The sequence below is a fragment of the Hyphomicrobium sp. 802 genome (assembly GCF_000526135.1).
Classification (GTDB): Bacteria; Pseudomonadota; Alphaproteobacteria; order Rhizobiales; family Hyphomicrobiaceae; genus Hyphomicrobium_B.
On the sequence record NZ_JAFM01000001.1, the window covers coordinates 1,758,974 to 1,779,587 of the forward strand.

Sequence of the window (20,614 nt, forward strand, 5' to 3'; positions counted from 1 at the left end):
CAAAATATTCACGGGAAGGACCGGGAAGCGCTGATGTTCAAGAAAATTCTGATTGCCAACCGCGGTGAAATCGCGTGCCGCGTGATCAAGACGGCTCGCAAGATGGGCATCAAGACCGTTGCCGTCTATTCCGATGCCGACCGGGATGCGCTCCACGTCGAGATGGCGGACGAGGCGGTCTATATCGGCGCAGCGCCGGCGGCCGAGTCCTATCTGGTCATGGATAAGATCATCGAGGCCTGCAAGGCGACGGGCGCCGAGGCGGTCCATCCGGGGTATGGCTTCCTGTCCGAGCGCGAGGCGTTCCCGCTGGCGCTCCAGAAGAACGGCATCGTCTTCATTGGCCCCAATCCCAAGGCGATTGCCGCCATGGGCGATAAGATCGAGAGCAAGAAGGCGGCTGCTGCCGCGAAGGTTTCGACCGTTCCGGGCTACATGGGCGAAATCAGCGACGCCAAGCATGCCGTCAAGATCGCCGACGAGATCGGCTATCCCGTCATGATCAAGGCCTCTGCCGGTGGCGGCGGCAAGGGTATGCGCATCGCCTACAACGCCCGGGAAGCGGCTGAGGGTTTCGAGCTTGCCCGCTCGGAAGCCAAGTCGTCGTTCGGCGACGACCGCTGCTTCGTCGAAAAGTTCATCGAAAATCCGCGTCACATCGAAATCCAGGTGCTGGGCGACAAGCATGGCAACGTCGTCTATCTCGGCGAGCGCGAATGCTCTATTCAGCGGCGCAACCAGAAGGTTCTGGAAGAAGCGCCGTCGCCGCTGCTCGATGAGAAGACCCGCAAGGCGATGGGTGAGCAGTCGGTCGCGTTGGCCAAGGCGGTTGGTTACGACAGCGCCGGCACGGTGGAATTCGTTGCCGGACAGGACCGCTCGTTCTACTTCCTCGAAATGAACACGCGTCTGCAGGTCGAGCATCCGGTGACGGAACTCGTGACCGGCATCGACCTTGTCGAACAGATGATCCGCGTTGCGGCGGGCGAGAAGCTGCCGTTCAAGCAGTCGGACATCAAGCTGACGGGATGGTCGGTTGAAAGCCGCGTCTATGCCGAAGATCCGTACCGGAACTTCCTGCCGTCGATCGGCCGCCTCGTTAAGTATCGCCCGCCAGAGGAAGGCACGAAGGACGGCGTGACGGTGCGCAACGATACCGGCGTCTTCGAAGGCGGCGAGATCTCGATGTATTACGATCCGATGATCGCCAAGCTCGTCACTCATGCGCCGTCTCGGCTCGAAGCCATCGACGCGCAGTCGACGGCGCTCGACGCATTCTATATCGACGGCATTCAGCACAACGTGCCGTTCGTTTCGGCCGTGATGCAGCATCCGCGCTGGCGGGAAGGCAACCTTTCGACCGGGTTCATCAAGGAAGAGTTCCCCGAAGGTTTCGTCCCACGCGAACCCGAGGGGAAGGATCTCATCACGTTGGCCGCCGTGGCCGGCGCCATCGACCATCTCAGCAATGCGCGCCGTCGTGACATCACCCATCAGATGTCGGGGCAGGCCGTGAGCTTTGCCAAGCGGCGAATCGTCAAAATCGGCTCGGCAACGGTGGAACTGGAGGCGCTGGGCGTCATTCCCGGACCCTATTACGTGTCGATCCTAGGCAAGGACGGACACCCCTCGAAGACGATGGAGATCACATCGGAATGGTGGCCGGGCGAGCCGGTTTGGATCGGAACGGTCGATGGAGCCGACGTCGCCGTCCAGGTCCGTCCAATTCCGAATGGCTTGACGCTGTCGTATCGCGGTATTCAGGCCCCGACGTATGTTTACACGCAGCGGGAGGCCGAGCTTGCCGCGCTGATGCCTGTGAAGGTTCCGGCCGACATGTCGAAGTTCCTACTGTGCCCGATGCCGGGGCTGGTCAAGGCAGTGAACGTGACCGAGGGGCAGGACGTCAAAGCCGGAGATAACTTGGCGGTCGTCGAAGCCATGAAGATGGAAAACATCTTGCGAGCCGAGCGTGACGGCAAGGTCAAGAAGATCGCGGCCAAGCCCGGCGATAGCCTCGCCGTCGACGCAGTGATCATCGAGTTCGCTTAAGATCAAAGACGCGGGCGGCGCTGAAATAAGCCGTTACGTTTGTGAACCGGCCTCAGCCGAGCTTCGCCGCCGCCCGCCTCAGACCTCGCAGAATTGGCTCGTAAGCCTCTTCGTTGCGCGTCTCCGGATAGACCATATAGACCGGATAGACGAATTTCCGAGCCCGCTTCGGCTCTCTCACCCGCCCACGGCTGATCAGTCCCCGCACCATACGCGCGGGGAAATAGCCGGAGCATTCGTTTGCCAGAAGATAGTCGAGGCCCATCGGGCCGAGGTCGAGACTGAGCGCCGGATTGGCATGCTCGGGAAACGCGGCGGCGTGATCCTGAACAAAATCCGTCCCCCAATCGATGAGCAGATAATCGTTCACGCCACGCCGGGCTGAGGGCTTAGCTGAGGAAACGAGCACGAACTCTTCGTCGAACAGATGCTCGATCGTCAGGCCCGGAGGTGGCGACGGACGATACATGATTGCAAGATCGAGCGTGCCTTCGATCAGCCGCTGGCCCAACACTGTGGAAGCTCCTGCTGTTGCCGAGACGGCGATTCCCGGGATCTGAACGCGTAGACCGGCGGCCCATTTCAGCAAAAAACCGCTCCAAAGACTGAGCGGCGCACCAACAGAAATGTGTTCGGGATGCTGATCGGCAAGCGAAACCTGGAGCTGCGCTTGTTGCCAGACGCGCACCATGGCGAGGGCATGTTTCTGGAAGAGCTCGCCCGCTCCCGTCAGTTCTGCTCCTGATTTCGAACGCGTGAAGAGCGGTCGGCCGAGCAAATCTTCGAGGCCTTTGATGCGTGCGGAGACCGTCGATTGGGTGATGTTGAGCTTGCGAGCGGCGTCGACGAAGCTTCCCGTCTCGGCAACAACGAGGAAAGTACGCGCGAGATTGACGTCCATCCGTTGAGATCCTCATCGATGAGGTGTGAAACTCATCTATCGAAATTTCCGATATCACCAAACATCAAATTTCGTTTGTGCATCGCTTTGAATTTCATCAATGTCGAAAACGACCTGACTTGAAGTCTGGTCGACAGATTCTTGTGTCTGTCAACGTTCAAACGGAAGGACGATCGAAAATGGCTAAAGCTGCAAAGAAAGCCGCCAAGAAGGCCCCTGCCAAAAAGGCAGCGAAGAAGAAGAAGTAATGACTTTCTGCCGCGATCGCAGGAGCGGCCGTTTCGACCTTTTGGTTATAGCGGCAGGCGCGATCGCAGTTCTTCTTATGACCTCGGCTGCTCCAGCAGCCACGATTGCCAACCGAGGTGACAAAGAGGTCAAGCTTACCATCACCGAGGACACGTCGATCAAGGACGAAGTTCTCCCAGTAGGTAAGGTGATCGGCGGGGTCTGTCAGAAGAGCTGTATCATCCGCCTCAACGACAATGCGAATGACGAGTACGAACTCGATGGTTCGGAAAGCGTTTCTGTCGAAGGGGGTCTTCTCTACTACGATTCACCCGCAAATGGGGGCGCGCCGCCGGTTGGCAGCGCCTCGGACGAGCGGCAAGGAAAATGACGTAGAGATAAGGTTGCGGCAACGGTAATCGGGCGCTTGTATCCCCCTCGGATGCAGGCGCCTTTTTAGTTTGGCGGACGTTCAGCCGACGTTTGTGCCGGTCCCGGGCTGGGGTGAGATGACAGGCAGATCGACGACCTTCGTCGGTCCGAAGATTTTCTGAAAACTGGTTCGAAGCGCGACGTCCATATCGTACATGGAAACCGGAAGGCCCAAGTCAGCGAGGCTCGTCACGCCGTGATCGCGGATGCCGCACGGGACGATACCGCCGAACTGCGAGAGGTCGGGGTCGACGTTGAGGGCGACGCCGTGGCTCGACACCCAACGGCTGACGTGAAGGCCGATGGCGGCGATCTTGTCCTCGACCTGTTCCCCTTTCGACGATCGGCGAACCCAGATCCCGACTCGATTGCGCCGAATCTCGCCGGTGACGTTGAATTCCGCGAGGGCGTTGATCAGCCACAATTCCAGGCGGGTGATGAAATCGCGGATGTCGCGACCGCGCGTTTCGAGGTCGAGCATGACGTAAGCCACACGCTGGCCCGGTCCGTGATACGTGAACTGGCCGCCTCGGGCGGTGCGGAACACCGGCAAAGCATTCGGGTTCAGCAGGTCTTCATCTTTGGCACTGGTGCCGGCGGTGTAGAGCGGGGGATGCTCAAGAAGCCAAACAAGCTCCCTAGCTGTTCCATCGCGGATTTCGCTCGTGCGTCGGCGCATGACCTCCAGCGCGAAATCGTAATCGACGTAGCCTTCGCTGATGGCCCACTCGACTCGGGCAGGCGTGCCGGCATTCGGAAGTTTCGATGTGAGCGTCTTCACCGTTGACCGCCTGTGACCGTCAAGTCGCGCGTGCCGTGCTAGGCTTTTAAGTAGGTCCAGCAACCTTGCGGCATTCTGTTCTCCATGCCGCATATATAATAATGAGTCTCGACATTTGCGCCTTCAGTGCTTTTCAGGCCAATCTGCCGCTTGCGTTCCGGCAGGGGCTCTGATACGTCGGCGTCTTCGCGGATTTGGGCAGCGCCAATGCCTTTCGCGATTTCCCAGATTTCAGGTCTGGACTGCGGTTGTGGCGGAATTGGTAGACGCACTACCTTGAGGTGGTAGCGCTGGAAACGGCGTGGAGGTTCGAGTCCTCTCAACCGCACCATTTTTATTTGCGCGATGCCGCCCGCCAACCCATCGCGCGGGTTCTGGTTCGAGGAAAGTCCTCGAACCTACACCATATTTATTTGCGCGAAGCGGGCACGCCAGCCCTGTGCGGCGATTTCGGTTCGAGGATGATCTCTCTGAAGCCGCGCCAATGAAGTTCAACTATTTCCGCTTCTGAGCCGCCTTGAGCTTAAGGCGCTGGCCGGGGCGACGTTCGCCCCCTTGGCTCATTTGTATCTCTCTATGTCGCATTTCTCGATTGCCTACCATTGAGACGAGCATGCGCTGTTGCTGCCCTCTACGCCGGAGCAACGGCCCCGGCGCTTCGTCATTCTTGTGGAGAAAAGACGGCAGGCGTCGCAGTGCCTACCAACGGCAAATGCGACGACCATTCCGCCACCAGCAGTGACGGGGACCGCGCCATCCGCCCACCCAACGGCAGTGTCTGCGTCCGTTCCGCCACCAGCACCGATAACGCACATTCTCAACGATGCTCGATTTTGAGGGCTTGATAATCTGAACGCTAGAAACGAGCGCGGCAGCGTTTGCCCGTGGCGCTGCAATGCCGATGAGTCGGGTCATCGCAATGCACAACGAAATTGCCAAAAGCCATTTCCTTTGCATTAGCCATCTCCCTTTTTTGTCGATTTGTTCAATTTTGACTTCGTTGAGTAGTATGTATGCTGAAATTCTTCGTGGCGATTTAATTCGCGCTTTTGGTTTTCGATCAAATCGATTTCGCTGAGGGACGCAGATTTAGATCCCCGGGGGCCATTGCCATGAATGCAGTACGATGCAGCTTGCTCGGCATGACGATCTGTCTGTCAGCGTGTGCTGTTCTGGCTACGGGGTGTGGGGAACAGGCACAGGTTGAAGATCAGCAGCCGCGCCCCGTTCGAACGGTCACCGTTGAAAAGAGTGAACTGGGTGAACTTGTTACGTTGACCGGCCAGGTTCAGGCGGAAAACGAGGCTGCTCTTTCCTTTCGGATCGGCGGCAGGATTATCGAGAGGTTGGCCGGCGTGGGCGACCATGTCGTGCCCGATCAAGTGCTTGCAAAGCTTGATCCTCAGGACGAACTCAACGCGCTTAGATCGGCGAGGGCGGCTCTTTCCGCGGCCGAGGGCCAACTCGTTGAGGCGCGGAACAATTATGATCGTCAGACCCAGCTTTTAACCCGCGGGCATACCACGCGGGTGCTATTCGATCAGGCGCAGCAGAATTTACGCACCGCACAGTCGCGAGAGGACGACGCCCAGGCGCAATTGGAAATCGCGGAGGATCGCGTCAGCTTCACTCAACTTAAGGCGAATGTCACGGGGACCATCACCTCGCGGTCTGCCGAAGCGGGTGAGGTCGTACAGCCTGGCCAAGCGGTCTTTCGAGTTGCGCGCATCGAGGGTCGGGACGCGGTTTTCGATGTTCCAGCGCAAGTCATCCACTCTGCGCCGCCCAATCCCGAAATTACGGTGGCGTTGACGGACAACCCGTCTGTGAAAGTGAAAGGATGGGTGCGGCAGGTCGATCCGCAGGCCGATCCGGTGACGCGCACATTTCGGGTCAGAGTCAGTCTCGTTGATCCTCCGGCCACGATGCGGCTCGGTGCAACCGTCACCGGGAGCATGCGCCAGAAGGCTTCTCCTGGCATGACGATACCGGCGAGTGCGCTGACCCGCAGCAATGGCCAGCCTGCGGTCTGGATCGTCGATCCGGCGAAATTCACTGTATCGCTGCGGAATATCGAGGTTCAGCGCTTCGATCCGGCAACAGTGGTCGTATCGAATGGACTAAGTGCGGGTGACATCGTGGTGACGGCGGGTGTTCAGGCGTTGCACCCCGACCAAAAGGTCAGGCTGCTCGGAGCATCTTCGTGAGTGGACTCAATCTGTCCGAATGGGCGCTGAAGCATCGCTCCTTCACCGTATTCATCATGATTGCGGTGACGTTCGCGGGCCTTTCGTCCTATCTCCGGTTGGGGCGGGCCGAGGACCCGCCTTTTACCTTCAGGACGATGATCGTACAGGCGTCATGGCCCGGCGCCACGATGGAGGACACGCTACAACAGATTACCGAACGTCTCGAACGCAAGCTTCAAGAGACGCGCGACCTCGATTTTCTTCGTAGCTACACAAAGCCCGGCGTAACAACGATTTTCGTTACGCTGAAGGGCTCGACGAAGCCCGCGGACGTTCCTGACATCTGGTATCAGGTAAGAAAGAACATTGGCGATATACGCCATACGTTGCCGGCGGGGGTCGTCGGTCCTGGATTCAATGATGATTTCGGCGACACATTCGGACTGATCTACGGCTTCACGGCCGATGGCTTCAGCCATCGCGAGTTGCGCGATTACGTTGAAGATATCCGCTCGCGCTTGCTGCAGGTTCCGGATGTCTCGAAGATCGAAGTTCTCGGCGCGCAGGACGAGCAGATCTATGTCGAGTTCTCAACGCAGCAACTCGCAGGGCTCGGGATCGACAGGGCGGCTCTGATCGCGGCTCTGCAGGCGCAAAATTCGGTCAGTCCGGCGGGCGTTCTTCAGACCGGAAACGAGAAGCTCATTTTGCGGGTGTCAGGGTCTTTCCGGTCGGAAAAAGACATTCTGGACGTCAATTTCTACGCCAATGGGCGGCTGATCCGGTTGCGCGACATTGCGGAAGTGCGGCGCGCCTATTCCGATCCGCCGCAGCCGATGTTTCGCGTCAACGGCAAGCCTGCGATCGGACTTGCGATAGCCATGCGCGATGGCGGCGATATTCTGAACCTCGGAACAAACGTGAAAAAAGCGGTCGCAGAGAGCATGGCCGATCTGCCGATCGGGATCGATGCGACGCTTGTTTCCGATCAGCCGATGGTGGTGAAAACGGCCATCAACGAATTCACGGAATCGCTGTGGCAGGCCATCGCCATCATCATGGCGGTCAGCATCATCAGCCTCGGCTTTCGACCCGGCGCGGTCGTCGCGCTGTCGATACCCCTGACCATGGCGATCGTCTTTCCGATCATGGAATGGCTGAGCATTGATCTGCAACGAATTTCGCTGGGCGCTCTGATCATTGCTTTGGGTCTTCTCGTCGACGATGCGATGACGACGGTCGACGTCATGACTTCTCGTCTGGCTGCCGGGGACAGCAAAGAGCAGTCAGCAACGTTTGCCTACAAGTCGCTGGCATTTCCAATGCTGACAGGCTCGTTCGTTACGGCTGCGGGGTTCGTACCGATCGGCTTCGCTCAAAGCGCGGCGGGGGAATATACGTTTTCGATCTTCGCGGTCGTGACGATCGCGCTCATCGTATCATGGTTCGTCGCGGTTCTGTTTGCACCATTGCTTGGCGTTTGGCTTTTGAAAAAGCCAGATCCGAATGCGTCTAAAAAGCAAAGCATGGTTCTTCGCATTTTCCACGACGTCCTCATCGGCGCTATGCGCAGACGCTGGCTGACGATCGGGGCGACGCTGGTATGCTTTGTCCTTTCGCTGCTGGCGCTTCCGCTGGTACCCCGTCAGTTCTTTCCGGCATCGGACCGGCCGGAACTTGTCGTCGATCTGGCACTCCCGCAAAACGCGTCGATCTTCGCGAGCGAGCAGGCTGCGACGAAACTGGAGGCGATCCTCAAAGGTAATCCGGACGTTGCGAGCTGGAGCCTCTATATCGGGCGCGGAGCCGTCCGCTTCTATCTGCCGCTCGACGTGCAATTGGCCAACGACTTCTTTTCGCAGGCCGTCGTCATCGCCAAAGATGTGCCGGCTAGAGAGCGTCTCCAGGCTACGCTTGAAAAGAAGCTCGCGGAACAATTGCCGAGTGTGGTAGCTCGCGTCTCGCCGCTGGAACTGGGGCCGCCCGTCGGCTGGCCGGTTCAATATCGCGTGACCGGCCCCGACGTCGAAAAGGTTCGCACGGCCGCTTTGCAACTCGGCGAGATCATGGGAGACGACCCGAATGTGCGGCACATTAATTTCGATTGGATGGAGCCTGCGAGAAAGGTGCGCATCCAGATCGATCAGGATCAAGCCCGGCTTCTGGGTCTCAGCTCGCAGACCTTGGCTGAAGTCCTGAATACGGTCACGACCGGCACGCCGATCACCCAGCTGCGAGACGACATATATCTCGTCAACGTCGTCACTCGCGCCATCGATGAGCAACGGGTGTCGCTATCAACATTGCGCGCATTGCAGTTGCCGGTCGCCAACGGGAGAACTGTACCGCTTGGACAGGTCGCTACTTTTGATTTCGAGCAAGAATATCCCTTGATCTGGCGGCGACAGCGTCTGCCGACGCTCACAGTTCAGGCGGATGTGGCGTCAGGCGTGACACCGGAAGCGGCCGTTGCGGCTTTGGCTCCGGCCGTCAAAAAGCTTAGTGAGGCCCTTCCGAGGGGATATCGGATCGATGTGGGTGGCACCGTAGAGGAGAGCGCGAACTCGCAAGCCTCAGTCTTTGCCAAGGTGCCGTTGATGCTGTTCCTGATGTTGTTGTTCCTGATGGCGCAGCTACATAGTTTCAGTCGCCTGATCCTGGTTTTGTGCATCGTCCCGATGGGGCTGATCGGCATCGTCGCCGCGCTTCTGATGTCGGGGCGGCCGCTCGGCTTCGTCGCGATCCTCGGGATCTTGGCGTTGATGGGCATGATCGCTCGCAATGCCGTCATCCTGATCGAGCAAATCGAAGCGGAACGTGAGGGCGGATGCGACACCTGGGACGCGGTCGTGCAGGGGACGGTCTCGCGCTTCCGCCCCATTATGTTGACGGCGATTTCCACGGTTCTCGGTTTCATACCGATTGCGCCGACCGTTTTCTGGGGCCCAATGGCTTTTGCGATCATGGGCGGTTTGTTCGTGGCGACGATGCTCACATTGATCGTTTTGCCGGCGCTCTACGTTGCGTGGTTCGGCATCAAAGAGCCCGAGCGTGAGGCCGCGGTCTAGAAAGATCCGAACGCCGTGCCGAGAACAATCACGGCCACCAATGCTATGAGCGCGCCGACAATCGCTACCATCACGATATCCAGATAGCTTTCCTTATGCGTCGATCCGCAAACGGCGAGCAACGTGACGACAGCGCCGTTGTGGGGCAGGCTGTCGAGTGTGCCGGCGCCGATGACGGCGACACGATGCAAGAGATCCGGGTTGATGCCCTGCTCATGGGCGATCTTGAGATATGTCGTCCCTAAGGCATCGAGCGCGATGGTGAGGCCGCCCGATGCTGATCCGGTTAGCGACGCCAGGACGTTGGTCGCTACAGCAAGCGAGACGAGGGGGCCGCCTTCGATTCCGAGCACCCAGTCGCGCACCACCGCGAAAGCAGGCAGCGCTGCAACGACGGCACCAAAGCCGACCAAACTGGCGACGCTGAGAACGGGCAGCGCTGAGGCGTTCGCACCGGCGTCCATGGTTTCGCGCAGCTTCGGCAAACGCTTGAGATTCAGGGCGATGAGAACTGCGATGGCGACAGTGAGCGCCGTCACGACGGCCCAAATGCCGCCTACGGCGGACAGAGAGGTCGATCCCCACGCGGGTTCGGCGAGATAGGAGGTGTCGAGGCGCGGCAGCACAAGCATCGACATCAGAAGATTGACGCCGACGACGATGGCCAACGGTAAGACCGCGATGGTAATCGGCGGCGCGTCGGCGCTTTGCGCGCCGTGCTCGACCTCGACGGGATCGAAGGTGCCCGAGGTCGTGGCGCGTTCGCGGATCTTTTCGTCTTTTGCCGCGACCATAGCAGCGGCCGCGGTACCATCATAACCTTCGCCGTTCTTGCGCGCGCGGGCTTCGACCAAAGCCAGCCACCACAGGCCGAAGCCGAGCGTGATGGCTGAGGCGAGGATTCCAAGTCCCGGCGCTGCGAACGGCGTTGTGCCGAAGAACGGCATGGGGATGGCGTTCTGGATGGCAGGCGTTCCGGGCAACATCGACATGGTGAACGTAGACGTTCCGAGCGCGATGGCGGCGGGCATCAGCCGCTTCGGAATAGCGGCGGCGCGGAAGAGAGCGTGCGCCATCGGCGCGAGCACGAAGAAAGCGACGAACAGGCTGACGCCGCCGTAGGTGACAAGCGCGCCAGCCAGAACGACGGCGAGGACGGCCCGCTTAGCTCCCAATCGTTCCGTCATGAAGTCGGCAATTGCGGATACTGAGCCGCTATCTTCCATCAATTTTCCGAACAAGGCACCGAGAAGGAAAATTGGAAAAAACTGCATCACGAACTGTGCTGCGCTGCGCATAAAGGTCTGAGTCCAATGCGCCAACAGCGGTTCTCCGGAAAGGCCGGCAGCAATGATTGCGGCAGCGGGGGCAAGCAGCAGGATGCTCCAGCCGCGATAGGCGAGGTAGATCAGAAGCCCTAGCGCGATCAGAATGCCAAGCAACCCCATCTTTCAGATTCCTTCGAGCAGGACGTCGAGGTTGAGCGTCGAGCGACGACCGAGATCGTGCACGTGGGCTTCAAGGAAGGCTTGCGCCGCTTTGCGTCCTTCATCGCGAAGATATTCGAAGAAAGCCCATTCGGCGTTGAGTTTGGAAGAGGCACCCAGCTCCGCCATGATGTCGTTGCGGACAACGTGCAATCGCATGCGCGCCCATCGCTGGCCCTCACCGTCGCCGGGATCGGCAACCTTGCGGAGGAGCGCCATCATCTTCAACTCCTTGAGTGCCGCCGAATTGAATGAAATTTCGTTCAAGCGGTTGAGGATGTCGCTGGCCGTGCGAGGCACTCCAGGACGTTCGATCGGGTTGATCGGGACAAGGATCGTGTCCTCGGATTCACACTCTTGCACCAACGTCGAGAGTGTCGGGTTGCCTGAGTAGCCGCCGTCCCAATACGCTTCACCATCTATTTCAATCGCTTGAAACAACGTTGGCAGACAGGCAGAAGCGAGCAGGACGTCGGGGGTCACAGCGGCGTTTTTGAAAACCCTGCCGCGTCCTGTGCGCACGTTGGTTGCGGTGACGAAAAGATGAATCGGGGCCTCTGCCAGCACATCAAAATCGATGACCTCGGCAAGGATGTCGCGAAGCGGATTGGCGCCGTGCGGATTGACGTCGTAAGGTGAAACAAGCCGGGACATCAGATCCATGGCGATGTACATGGGCGAGGAATCGAGCGTCCAGCGGCCGAGGAGAACGTCAAGCGGTCCTCGTTGAAATGGGCTGAAGCGTGCTGCCTCGGCCACGCGCCGCCAAAACTGTGCAAGTGCTTCACGAGCGCCGAGCGCGCCGCCTTTATGATGACCATAGACGAGAATGGCGGCGTTCATTGCGCCGGCCGATGTGCCCGACACGCCATCGATCCGGAGCCAGGGCTCTTCCAGCAAGCGATCGAGAACGCCCCACGTGAATGCGCCGTGGGATCCGCCGCCCTGAAGCGCAAGATCTACGAGCACCGGATCACGTTCGAAAACATTGCTGGTCGGCATTGCACCCCCACCATGGTCGTTCGTGATGAACCGGTTTTAATTCGTCCCACAATTCTCGTGCCGAAGCCGAAGCGTTCGGCAATTAACGTGAATGAGTTGCTAGCTTTCGGTGAAGCTTGTGCGGAAGGCAGCCTCCCGGTCAACGATCATGTCACCGACAGGAATGGATGGAGAGAAATTCTTGAAAGTGATATCGCCGCACAAGTAGGAGGCCGACTATGGCTGCCTCACAGAACTCTTATTCAGCCAACGGATGGTGGGTGCTTCTTGAGGCCGATTGCTTCTCGTCGCATTCGCGGATCGAACGCCACAATTTAATTGATTATTTCGCCAAATTTTGCGTCGCCGAAAGCTTGGTGTCGCTGGGAAAAGATGCAGAATTCGTGAAGGAAAGTCTCGTCCTCGATCGACGCGTTCAAATCGCTATCGAAAAAATCGCCTGTCCATTTTGTGCATTCGACATGAACTCTTGCTATAGTCCGCAAACGGGTCTGGGACACTTTGGGGGCAAAAACGCCTATAACCAAGGAGTTCAATGTGATGAAAGTTATTTTGGCAGCGGCTTTTTCCGCGTTCGTCCTCGCTCTCGCCCCTCTTCCTGCATTCTCCGAAGATCAGCAGCCTTCAAACGATCCTACGCGACACAGAATGGGTGATGAAGGAAAACTTCCGGCGACCAACTCCGGAACGACCCGCGTTCCCGAAATGGGCGCAGGAACCGGAGCGAGCAGCGGAACGTCGGGCTCTCACACGATGGGCGATGAAGGCAAACTGCCTGCGACGGGGAATATGAGCACACGAGTGCCCGAGCAGGGTGCCGGTACTCAAAATCAGAAATAGAAATGTGTAATCCGCGCGGGCGGACCAATCGGCCCCAATGTGCCCGGCTAGCTGCGAAGAAAGATCTCGCGGTTTAACTCGGATAAGTCGATGGCCTTTTTGAACCGCGCAATGAGGACTACCTGAGCGGGATCACCGCTCAGGCCTGCTGTTCGCGCCGCCAGCGAAGCGGCGTGTTGCCAGCGATTTTCTTGAAGATCGTCGTGAAATGCGCTTGCGTCTGGAAGCCGACGCTGAGGGCGATTTCGACGAGCGATTCCGATGTTGTGCACAACAGGTGCTGGGCACGTTCGATGCGCTTGTGCAGCACGTAGTCGTGCGGCCGCATGCCGGTTGCGACGCGGAACTGGCTAGCAAAGTACATCCGGCTCATCCCCGCCGCTGAGGCGAGGTCGGCCAGCGTGATCTGCTCCGAGATGTGCGAGTCGACGTACTCAACCACCCGCTTCATGCGCCACTTCGGGAGTGCCGACGGCGCCCTGCGAGCTCGCTGGTCCTGCTCTAATTTGGCGTTAGGCGAGATCGGAAGTTCGAAGAGGCGCGCGACGATCGCCAGGCGCTTTTCATTTTCGGCGTGACGGTCGAGCTTCTCGGGATTGACGCCGGCTTCCACCAATGCCTTGGCCAAGCGATCCAAAATGGCCGGATCGACGTGCTGATGCTGTGCTGTGTTGCCGTGGAAGTCTGAGGTCAATTGGAGCGACATCGCGTAAGACCTTCCCTTTTTCTGACCGCTTCGGTGGCCGGTGTGATTTGGATCAATGCAGATCCGTGTCTGGCCTAGCGTCATGGGAAGGTACGGAAGCGGGCCGTGGCGCTCCATTCTACGAGCGTTTGGGATCCTACATCGTCAGATTAGTCGGCTCATACTTTCGTATGGATATTACGGTTGGGAGTTTAGTGCGAACCGCGCTCGCTGCATGCTGGAGCTTGCTCGCGCCTTTGTTGGGCAAAGGCTTTTAGCGTCGAGGCGGGGTTGTGCGTTTTAGGAATCTATTGTGCGGAGAGAGAATATTCTTTGTCGCGACCATGGCAATGTCGTTTGCATTGGGGGTCGCCCTGGGCTCCCATCCTCGTTAACCGCTTAAAATAAAGGGTTTGTCAGAAGCATCTCTGCCCCGTTGTCCCCCACGGGGCTGTCCCCACCCCCCGGAAGATGTTCTGACGCCCAAGCGCGCCGGCCTAAACGCAGCCGGCGCGCTTTTCGTTTCGAGGGCGCAGTCCGAAAGGCCGATCCGTTACAAACCAGCGTATAATTTAAAACCGAGCGCAAAAGCGGCACGTTGAGTCGGCAAATGCGGTTCAATCCGCGTTAATCTTTCGAAAGGACTGCCGAAGTGTCCCAAAATCCCCTGATCAGCATCATCGATGACGATGAGGCGGTTCGCGTGGCAACCGAGAGCCTTGTGCGGTCTCTCGGCTTCGGGGCAACTACGTTCGCTTCAGCGGAAGAATTCTTGAATTCTGCCCGGTTGCAGGAAATTTCGTGCGTCATCACTGATGTCAACATGCCGGGCATGACCGGCGTGGAGTTGCAGTCGTATCTTCAGGCGCAGGGCCATAATGTGCCGATGATCTTTATTACAGCGTTTCCGGAAGAGCGGACGCGGCAGCGCGTAAATGCTGCCGGCGCGATCGGCTTTTTAAGCAAGCCATTTGACGGCGGCGCTATGATTCAATGCATCGATAAGGCTCTCGGGCGGGACTGCGAACCCACGCGTCACTGACTGTACGTCACTCATGATGCTTCATACTCAATCGGCAGCGGATAGAGATATCCGCTGCCGATTGCATTTCGATCTCTTAGCCCTGGCTTGTGGTCGGAACGGCGACGAAGCGATCGCCCTGTGCCGTCTTCAACTGCATGAGAACGGCGCGCTTGTTCGCGTTCCTAGCCGCACGCAGGGCTTCCTTGACATCGGCTGGCCCGGAGACCGACTTGCCGCCAACGGACAGGATGACGTCGCCCTGCTGGATGCCTTTCTCGGCGGCCTTACCTTCCGGATCGACATTCATCACGACCGCACCATGCGTACCGGCGCCGTCCACCTGATCGGCCGGAGCCAGCGTCATGCCGAGTTTGAAGTCGCTCTCGGAGCCTTGGTCGTTCTGGGCGGTCTTGCCATCCGGATATTTGCCGACGTGAAGGTCGACGCTGTGCTTTTCGCCGTTACGGATGTAGGCGATCTTGATCTCCGAGCCTGGCGATACCGCAGCGATGGTCCGAGCGAGATCGCGGCCGTCTTTGATCTCGTGATCGTTGACGGAAACAATCACGTCTTGCGACTTCAATCCGGCGCGAGCCGCGGGGCCGCCATCCTGCGGTTCATCGACGAGAGCGCCTTTGGCTTCCTTCAGGCCCAGACTGTCGGCGATGTCGGCCGTGACAGGCTGAATGGAGACGCCGATCCAACCGCGGGTAACGTGACCGCTCGAGCGAAGTTGCTCGGCAACGTATTTCACCGTTTCGGCGGGAATGTCGAATGCGATGCCGACCGAACCGCCGGACGGCGAAAAGATCGCCGTGTTCACGCCGACGACTTCGCCGTTCTGATTGAACGTCGGGCCGCCTGAGTTGCCCTTGTTGATCGGGGCGTCGATCTGAATGAAATCGTCGTAAGGGCCGGAGCCGATGTCACGTCCGTTTGCCGAGACGATACCCGCCGTGACCGTGCCGCCGAGGCCGAACGGGTTGCCCATCGCGACGACCCAGTCGCCGATTCGCGGAGATTGGGTTGCGAGGCGGACGTAGGGGAAGTCTCCGGAGCTATCGACCTTCAGAAGCGCAAGGTCGGTCTTAGGATCCGTGCCGGCGACCTTGGCTTTGTAGCGCTTGCCGTCGGTGGTCATGATCTCGACGCTCTTGGCGTGATCGACAACGTGGTTGTTGGTGATCAGGTAGCCGTCTGCCGAGATAAAGAAGCCTGAACCCTGTGCCTGCATCAGGTGCGGTTTTCCGCTATCCTGAGACTGCGGTCCGAACTGGAACGGAAGGCCCTGGAAAGGCGTGCCTTCAAAGGGATTCTGACCTTGTCCAGACTGGCCGGAGTCGGCGACCTGATCGACTTCTTCAGCTTTCACGAACACGGAAACAACGGCTGGTTTCACGCGTTCGACCAGATTCGCAAAGCTCGGAACGGCCTGCTGCGGCGCATTTGATGTGCTGACATCGGCGACCGGCGTCAGTAAGGAACTCGGGGCGGGTTTCTCTGCCGCGAAAACAGCGCCGGCGCCGAGAACGGCAATCATTGCGGCGCAGGCTGCCAATTTCGCCTTGTGGCGCGCAATCACGCGGCCGACACCTGAATGTTGCGGCGCGTTCATGTTGGTCTCATCCATTCGTAGTCTTCCTGATTTTACGAGGTGCAGTGCGGGGGATCGGCACTGGCCCCGGGCTGGGGTTGACGCGAATGTGCCAAAGCCAAGCTTTCCGGAATCCGTCCAATGGCTTAAAAATCAGAAAGTAAAAGCCCTATTCCATTCGGCGCAATTGTTCCGGCAAAATGCGCTGTATATCGTGCAATCGGACAATTTCAGATCGTTTGAGAAAGAAAGCGACCCTCCAGAGCCGCTAGTTTCAACCCATACAGGCGTCGTCCGCAGCGGCGGACGCTCAGGAGAGACGGCAATGGCAAATCGAGTTTATTCGTACAACGAAGCAGCCGAGCACGATCCGATCGTTCTGGCTGACGTCGACGAAGCCGCGGCGGTTTATCCGGATCACGACATCGTTACGCGCCATTTCGACAGGCCGTTGACGATCGGGGATTTCGTCAGCTCGATCGCGGACGGTGCGGATGGACATGGTGGATTGCCGACCTATCTGCGGATCACGCTGCAAGGCGACGCCGCTAAAATTCGCCGGCTGATGGTGGATGAGCCGCGCAAGGCTCGCACATCCAAGCGGGCGTCGCACTAAACCGTTTGCGGTCGAAGCGGTGGTTCTAACCGGGCATTTACCGCTTCGAGATTTCTCGCGCTCGAGCATTCGTCAATTTGATCTATTTCGTTGGCAAATATGCTGCGATGCCCGATGAAAGGGCTGCCAGGAACCTAACAGGTGGAGTGAGCCCCCATGTCTGATCTCGTCGTCATCGTCTATCCGTCCGAGGCAAAGGCCGAGGAAATGCGCACGAAGCTGTTCGATCTTCAAAAAGAGTATCTGATCGAGATCAAGGATGCCGTGATTGCGGTCAAGCACGACGACGGCAAAGTGAAGCTCAATCAGCTCATCAACACGACCGCGGCCGGTGCGCTTTCGGGCGGTTTCTGGGGCACGCTGGTCGGCATGATTTTCCTGATGCCGCTGCTTGGTGCTGCTGTGGGCGCGGCGTCTGGCGCGCTTGGCGGCGCGCTTTCCGATTACGGCATCAACGATGATTTCATGAAGGACCTCTCGGCAAGCCTGCAGCCTGGAAGCGCTGCGCTGTTCGTCGAGATCAAGAAGATGACGGAAGACAAGGTGTTCGAAGCGATCAAGGGCACCGGCGGCGTCGTACTCAAGACGTCTCTGGACCATACGAAGGAACAGGCCTTGCGCGACGCGATCGCGACGCATGCCCCAGCGATGGCTGCAGCGCAGCCTCCGGCAGCCTGACCGGCCGGAGGTCGGCTGCATTGCTGGCATCCTGGTTATTGATAGAAATCCATGATGCGCCGTCCGGATATCTTCGGGCGGCGTATTTGTTTACGCGTAGTGACTGAAGTCCCGCGAGGAGTCGGTAAACTTCCTAATTGAAGATGCTCCAGGGCGAGGTGACGTCCTCATCCTTGGGTTTGGCGCCTTTTCTATATTTCGACGCCGGGATTTTAACGGGTCGGCTATCCTCCACCACACCATCGATGAGCGTCGGTTTGGTCGCGACCCTTTTATAGCGGGAGGGCGATTTGCGGCGCGGCGCTGCTGCCGAAGCGTTCGCATTTCCCGTTCCCGGTGCGGCTGCCATCGGCCACACGATTGAGCGGGCGACCATGGGGTTGGCCGCTTTTGCTGCGGCTTTGGCGGCCAGCGCCTTCTCGGCCGCGGCGTCATAGGAGGCGATTGTGTCGACCTGGCTCTTCGGCACGAGGTGGACGACCTTATACCCGCGGTCGTGCAGTTCTTTCAGCAGGTCAGGAAGCTGTGCCGCCGTCCAGGGATGAATGTCGTGCATCAGGATGATGCCCTTCTTCTGCTTGGCGAGCTGCGAAAGAATATTCTGCTCGACGACCTTTGGGCTGCGTGTCCGATAGTCTTTGGAGTCGACGTCGATCCAAACCGCGCCGATGTTGCGCGATTTCAGATAGGCTTCCGTCTGTTTGGTGGCGTTGAGATAGGGAAAGCGAAAAAGCGGCGCGGCCGGGGTGCCGTTGGCTTTCGAGACGGTCGAGACCGCAGCTTCGATCTCCTGCTTCGCCTTTTCAAACGAGATGGCGCGGATATTCTTGTGAGACCACGTGTGCGTGCCGACGGTGTTGCCGCCCGCCGCGACTTCCTTCACCATATCAGGGTTGGCAAGCGCCATCTGACCGACCATGAAGAATGTCGCCTTCGTGCATTGATCGGCAAGCGCCTTGAGAATTGGTCCGGTGACAGACTTTAGCGGGCCGTCATCGAATGTCAGGACGACTTCGCCATCGTTGAGAAATTGCTTGGCGCCGGATTTATCGCCGCCGATGTCACCGCCACCCGCGGTGTCGATTTCAACGATACGCGACACGCCAAGCTTGGAGGTGTCTCCCGCACATGCGTCAGCCTTGACGGCGGCGCCGGGCTCGATTTCGGCCGACAGCTGATCGTGCGTGGCAAATGCCAACAGCGACGCAACAGCCAGGATATAGACGGAAACGTACCGCATCTCTCTCGCTTCGTTCAGGGAGCCGAAGCGGACTATTATGAGGGCGAATATGAATGATCAAGCAACGGCGATTATCCTCCGCCGATCCTCGGCGCGCTGTTACTGAAGTGCCGCTTTTGGCTGTATTTCTTACGTTTTTGTAAAGCCAAATATGAACGAATGCTGACGATCTGACCTTGCGGGCGCGATTTTGGGCTGAGTGGCGATGCGCTGGAAGCCCGCTGACAACCTCCGTGATTTGCGTCATAGAGCAGCCCTCTCAAGATCAGGAGGTGGAACGATCGATGGTCAGTGTCAGGCCGGTGGTTGCGAGCGACGAAGATGCGTGGCTCAAGCTCTTTCGGGACTATATCGTTTTCTACAAAGCCAGCGTGCCGGACGAGATCATCGCACTTACGTGGCGCCGTCTTCTTAATCAGGAAGACAACATGATGGCGCTGGCTGCCGTCGACGATAGCGGAAACATGCTCGGAATCGCGACGCTGGTCTTCCACCGTTCGACTTGGGCATCGAGCTGGTATTGTTATCTTGAAGACCTATTCGTCGCACCTAAGGCGCGTGGGCTGGGCGTCGGGCGGGCGCTTATTGAAGCCGTCTACGCGGAAGCGGATCGTCGCGGTGCTGGGCGGACCTATTGGGCGACGCAAGATCACAATGCGACGGCGCGCAAACTCTATGATCGCATCGGAACGCTCACGGAGTTCGTGCAGTATCGGCGATGAGCTGTCGATCGGCGCGTGTTCGCTCGCGCGCCGCTCTCCAAGCGGACAGGAATCTGCGTGTCTAGACCAGACTGTTGATGTGATCGAAAAGCTCGACCGCCTGCGGATAGGCTCCGAGGATCTGGGACATTTCGCCGGAGAGCTCGCGCAAGCGGGTCTTTTGCGAGATCGTGGGCGTTCCGGCACGCATCAGAAGTTCGAGTTCCGACAAGCGTTGCTCCAAATGCTGCGTGCCGGATTGGCGCGCATAGAAGCGATGCATTTCGACGATGGCCGGTAGCACGCCGCTATAATCGACAAAGCTTTCGGTCGGTGCCGGACTGGGTGAAGCGGCGCCATTCATCGCACCCGACAACGTCGGCTGCATGCGTTGCTGCGGATGCTGGCGTGATGGCGGCACGGTGTTTTCGGCCGGGTTTTGACGCGGCCTACCACCTGCCGTCTGAGGACTGCGATCGGACGCGCCGACATTGGCGGGGCGACCTGATGGGCCGGCATGTTGCGAGGTATGATCAGGCGCGGGGAGAGCTGCTGGCTGCATCGCGCCGCCGAGATTCTCGATGTGCCCACGATCGAAGTTGACGTTGAACGTCATCGACTCGTCGCCGCGATTGATCTTGTCGGTGAGAATCGTGCGGACCTCTTCGAGAATCGTTCGGTCCGGAGCGGAGAAACGAGACAACACGCCATCCGTCGAAGAGATCAGCAGGTAATGCGTCTTGTCGTCGGGGCGCAGCGCAAGCGCGGCAAAGACGACGGCCAGAAAGCCGAGCAAGACCGTGCCGCCATTAGGAGCCAGCGGCCCCCATGTGAAGTCCGGCCGCATGGAACCCAACGCCATCAGCACAAATAGAAGCGTCAACAGCCAATAGATTGCGGTCGGCCGGTGCGCGACATGCGTGCCCGTGCTGACCGTCGCGATATTGGCGATGGCGATCGTGCGCGTCGGCGTCGATAGCACGCGGCGGTCAATGCGCAGCGAACCGAAAGTTTTGGTCGCAGCCGCGCTCTCTCTGATACGTCCCGAAAATACCATCGAAAACCTGCTCATGGGACTACGTTAATAGTCCGAGCA

17 protein-coding genes and 1 tRNA gene are annotated in these 20,614 nt (G+C 58.8%); 10 read left to right on the top strand and 8 right to left on the bottom strand.

Annotated elements, in window-relative coordinates:
• Positions 1–33 precede the first annotated feature (33 nt).
• The gene (locus tag HYP802_RS0108815) at positions 34–2,052 is read left to right on the top strand and encodes an acetyl/propionyl/methylcrotonyl-CoA carboxylase subunit alpha (RefSeq protein ID WP_013946821.1); all 2,019 of its coding nucleotides are present in this window, start codon (positions 34–36) and stop codon (positions 2,050–2,052) included.
• A gap of 52 nt (positions 2,053–2,104) precedes the next feature.
• Here the strand turns inward: HYP802_RS0108815 and HYP802_RS0108820 are convergent, their stop codons facing one another.
• Positions 2,105–2,953, bottom strand: a complete 849-nt coding sequence (locus HYP802_RS0108820) for a LysR family transcriptional regulator (protein WP_013946822.1) — start codon at positions 2,951–2,953, stop codon at positions 2,105–2,107.
• 247 nt (positions 2,954–3,200) lie between these two features.
• Here HYP802_RS0108820 and HYP802_RS0108830 point away from each other — a divergent pair, with 247 nt between their 5' ends.
• On the top strand, positions 3,201–3,572 hold the full coding sequence (locus HYP802_RS0108830) for a hypothetical protein (protein ID WP_013946824.1): 372 nt from the start codon (positions 3,201–3,203) through the stop codon (positions 3,570–3,572).
• An 81-nt stretch (positions 3,573–3,653) separates the two neighbouring features.
• Here the strand turns inward: HYP802_RS0108830 and lipB are convergent, their stop codons facing one another.
• Positions 3,654–4,394, bottom strand: coding sequence for a lipoyl(octanoyl) transferase LipB (gene lipB, locus HYP802_RS0108835; protein ID WP_013946825.1), 741 nt, complete (start codon positions 4,392–4,394; stop codon positions 3,654–3,656).
• Between the two features lie 244 nt (positions 4,395–4,638).
• Between lipB and HYP802_RS0108840 the strand changes: the two genes are divergently transcribed.
• From HYP802_RS0108840 to HYP802_RS0108855, 3 genes are all read left to right on the top strand, one after another.
• Positions 4,639–4,725 (top strand) — tRNA-Leu (locus tag HYP802_RS0108840).
• A 781-nt stretch (positions 4,726–5,506) separates the two neighbouring features.
• A complete protein-coding gene (locus tag HYP802_RS0108850) occupies positions 5,507–6,601 on the top strand; it encodes an efflux RND transporter periplasmic adaptor subunit (protein ID WP_013946903.1) in 1,095 nt (364 codons plus the stop codon).
• On the top strand, positions 6,598–9,651 hold the full coding sequence (locus HYP802_RS0108855) for an efflux RND transporter permease subunit (RefSeq protein ID WP_013946904.1): 3,054 nt from the start codon (positions 6,598–6,600) through the stop codon (positions 9,649–9,651). The genes HYP802_RS0108850 and HYP802_RS0108855 overlap by 4 nt, the downstream gene beginning before the upstream one ends.
• Here the strand turns inward: HYP802_RS0108855 and HYP802_RS0108860 are convergent.
• Positions 9,648–11,099, bottom strand: a complete 1,452-nt coding sequence (locus HYP802_RS0108860) for a GntP family permease (protein ID WP_013946905.1) — start codon at positions 11,097–11,099, stop codon at positions 9,648–9,650. The two genes, HYP802_RS0108855 and HYP802_RS0108860, sit on opposite strands and share 4 nt — an antisense overlap.
• 3 nt (positions 11,100–11,102) lie before the next feature.
• Complete coding sequence (locus tag HYP802_RS0108865; RefSeq protein WP_013946906.1) at positions 11,103–12,140, bottom strand: patatin-like phospholipase family protein; 1,038 nt, start codon at positions 12,138–12,140, stop codon at positions 11,103–11,105.
• A gap of 218 nt (positions 12,141–12,358) precedes the next feature.
• Between HYP802_RS0108865 and HYP802_RS23570 the strand changes: the two genes are divergently transcribed.
• On the top strand, positions 12,359–12,796 hold the full coding sequence (locus tag HYP802_RS23570) for a hypothetical protein (RefSeq protein ID WP_013946907.1): 438 nt from the start codon (positions 12,359–12,361) through the stop codon (positions 12,794–12,796).
• Positions 12,797–13,119: 323 nt separating this feature from the next.
• Here the strand turns inward: HYP802_RS23570 and HYP802_RS23810 are convergent, their stop codons facing one another.
• The gene (locus tag HYP802_RS23810; protein ID WP_013946909.1) at positions 13,120–13,686 is read right to left on the bottom strand and encodes an AraC family transcriptional regulator; all 567 of its coding nucleotides are present in this window, start codon (positions 13,684–13,686) and stop codon (positions 13,120–13,122) included.
• Between the two features lie 631 nt (positions 13,687–14,317).
• Here HYP802_RS23810 and HYP802_RS0108885 point away from each other — a divergent pair.
• Positions 14,318–14,707 carry a response regulator gene (locus tag HYP802_RS0108885; protein ID WP_013946911.1) on the top strand — a complete coding sequence of 130 codons (390 nt, stop codon included), beginning with the start codon at positions 14,318–14,320 and terminating at the stop codon, positions 14,705–14,707.
• 76 nt (positions 14,708–14,783) lie between these two features.
• On the opposite strand, the gene HYP802_RS0108890 is transcribed toward HYP802_RS0108885, so the two are convergent.
• Entirely contained in the window at positions 14,784–16,319 is a 1,536-nt protein-coding gene (locus HYP802_RS0108890) for a Do family serine endopeptidase (protein WP_013946912.1), read from the bottom strand.
• A gap of 289 nt (positions 16,320–16,608) precedes the next feature.
• On the opposite strand from HYP802_RS0108890, the gene HYP802_RS0108895 reads away from it, so the two are divergent.
• Positions 16,609–16,899 carry a hypothetical protein gene (locus HYP802_RS0108895; RefSeq protein WP_013946913.1) on the top strand — a complete coding sequence of 97 codons (291 nt, stop codon included), beginning with the start codon at positions 16,609–16,611 and terminating at the stop codon, positions 16,897–16,899.
• Between the two features lie 156 nt (positions 16,900–17,055).
• A complete protein-coding gene (locus tag HYP802_RS0108900) occupies positions 17,056–17,577 on the top strand; it encodes a DUF1269 domain-containing protein (protein ID WP_013946914.1) in 522 nt (173 codons plus the stop codon).
• Positions 17,578–17,710: 133 nt separating this feature from the next.
• Here the strand turns inward: HYP802_RS0108900 and HYP802_RS0108905 are convergent, their stop codons facing one another.
• Positions 17,711–18,817 carry a polysaccharide deacetylase family protein gene (locus tag HYP802_RS0108905; RefSeq protein WP_024275583.1) on the bottom strand — a complete coding sequence of 369 codons (1,107 nt, stop codon included), beginning with the start codon at positions 18,815–18,817 and terminating at the stop codon, positions 17,711–17,713.
• 284 nt (positions 18,818–19,101) lie between these two features.
• Between HYP802_RS0108905 and HYP802_RS0108910 the strand changes: the two genes are divergently transcribed.
• Entirely contained in the window at positions 19,102–19,539 is a 438-nt protein-coding gene (locus HYP802_RS0108910) for a GNAT family N-acetyltransferase (RefSeq protein WP_024275584.1), read from the top strand.
• Between the two features lie 61 nt (positions 19,540–19,600).
• Here HYP802_RS0108910 and HYP802_RS0108915 read toward each other — a convergent pair whose 3' ends face one another.
• Complete coding sequence (locus HYP802_RS0108915) at positions 19,601–20,590, bottom strand: proline-rich domain-containing protein (RefSeq protein WP_244420987.1); 990 nt, start codon at positions 20,588–20,590, stop codon at positions 19,601–19,603.
• Between the last annotated feature and the right edge of the window lie 24 nt (positions 20,591–20,614).

Bases quoted from the DNA above. Each gene is read 5' to 3' on its own strand.
- HYP802_RS0108815 (WP_013946821.1), top strand. From the start codon at position 34: ATGTTCAAGAAAATTCTGATTGCCAACCGCGGTGAAATCGCGTGCCGC.
- HYP802_RS0108820 (WP_013946822.1), bottom strand. From the start codon at position 2,953: ATGGACGTCAATCTCGCGCGTACTTTCCTCGTTGTTGCCGAGACGGGA.
- HYP802_RS0108830 (WP_013946824.1), top strand. From the start codon at position 3,201: ATGACTTTCTGCCGCGATCGCAGGAGCGGCCGTTTCGACCTTTTGGTT.
- HYP802_RS0108850 (WP_013946903.1), top strand. From the start codon at position 5,507: ATGAATGCAGTACGATGCAGCTTGCTCGGCATGACGATCTGTCTGTCA.
- HYP802_RS0108860 (WP_013946905.1), bottom strand. From the start codon at position 11,099: ATGGGGTTGCTTGGCATTCTGATCGCGCTAGGGCTTCTGATCTACCTC.
- HYP802_RS0108865 (WP_013946906.1), bottom strand. From the start codon at position 12,140: ATGCCGACCAGCAATGTTTTCGAACGTGATCCGGTGCTCGTAGATCTT.
- HYP802_RS23570 (WP_013946907.1), top strand. From the start codon at position 12,359: ATGGCTGCCTCACAGAACTCTTATTCAGCCAACGGATGGTGGGTGCTT.
- HYP802_RS23810 (WP_013946909.1), bottom strand. From the start codon at position 13,686: ATGTCGCTCCAATTGACCTCAGACTTCCACGGCAACACAGCACAGCAT.
- HYP802_RS0108890 (WP_013946912.1), bottom strand. From the start codon at position 16,319: ATGGATGAGACCAACATGAACGCGCCGCAACATTCAGGTGTCGGCCGC.
- HYP802_RS0108895 (WP_013946913.1), top strand. From the start codon at position 16,609: ATGGCAAATCGAGTTTATTCGTACAACGAAGCAGCCGAGCACGATCCG.
- HYP802_RS0108900 (WP_013946914.1), top strand. From the start codon at position 17,056: ATGTCTGATCTCGTCGTCATCGTCTATCCGTCCGAGGCAAAGGCCGAG.
- HYP802_RS0108905 (WP_024275583.1), bottom strand. From the start codon at position 18,817: ATGCGGTACGTTTCCGTCTATATCCTGGCTGTTGCGTCGCTGTTGGCA.
- HYP802_RS0108910 (WP_024275584.1), top strand. From the start codon at position 19,102: ATGGTCAGTGTCAGGCCGGTGGTTGCGAGCGACGAAGATGCGTGGCTC.
- HYP802_RS0108915 (WP_244420987.1), bottom strand. From the start codon at position 20,590: ATGAGCAGGTTTTCGATGGTATTTTCGGGACGTATCAGAGAGAGCGCG.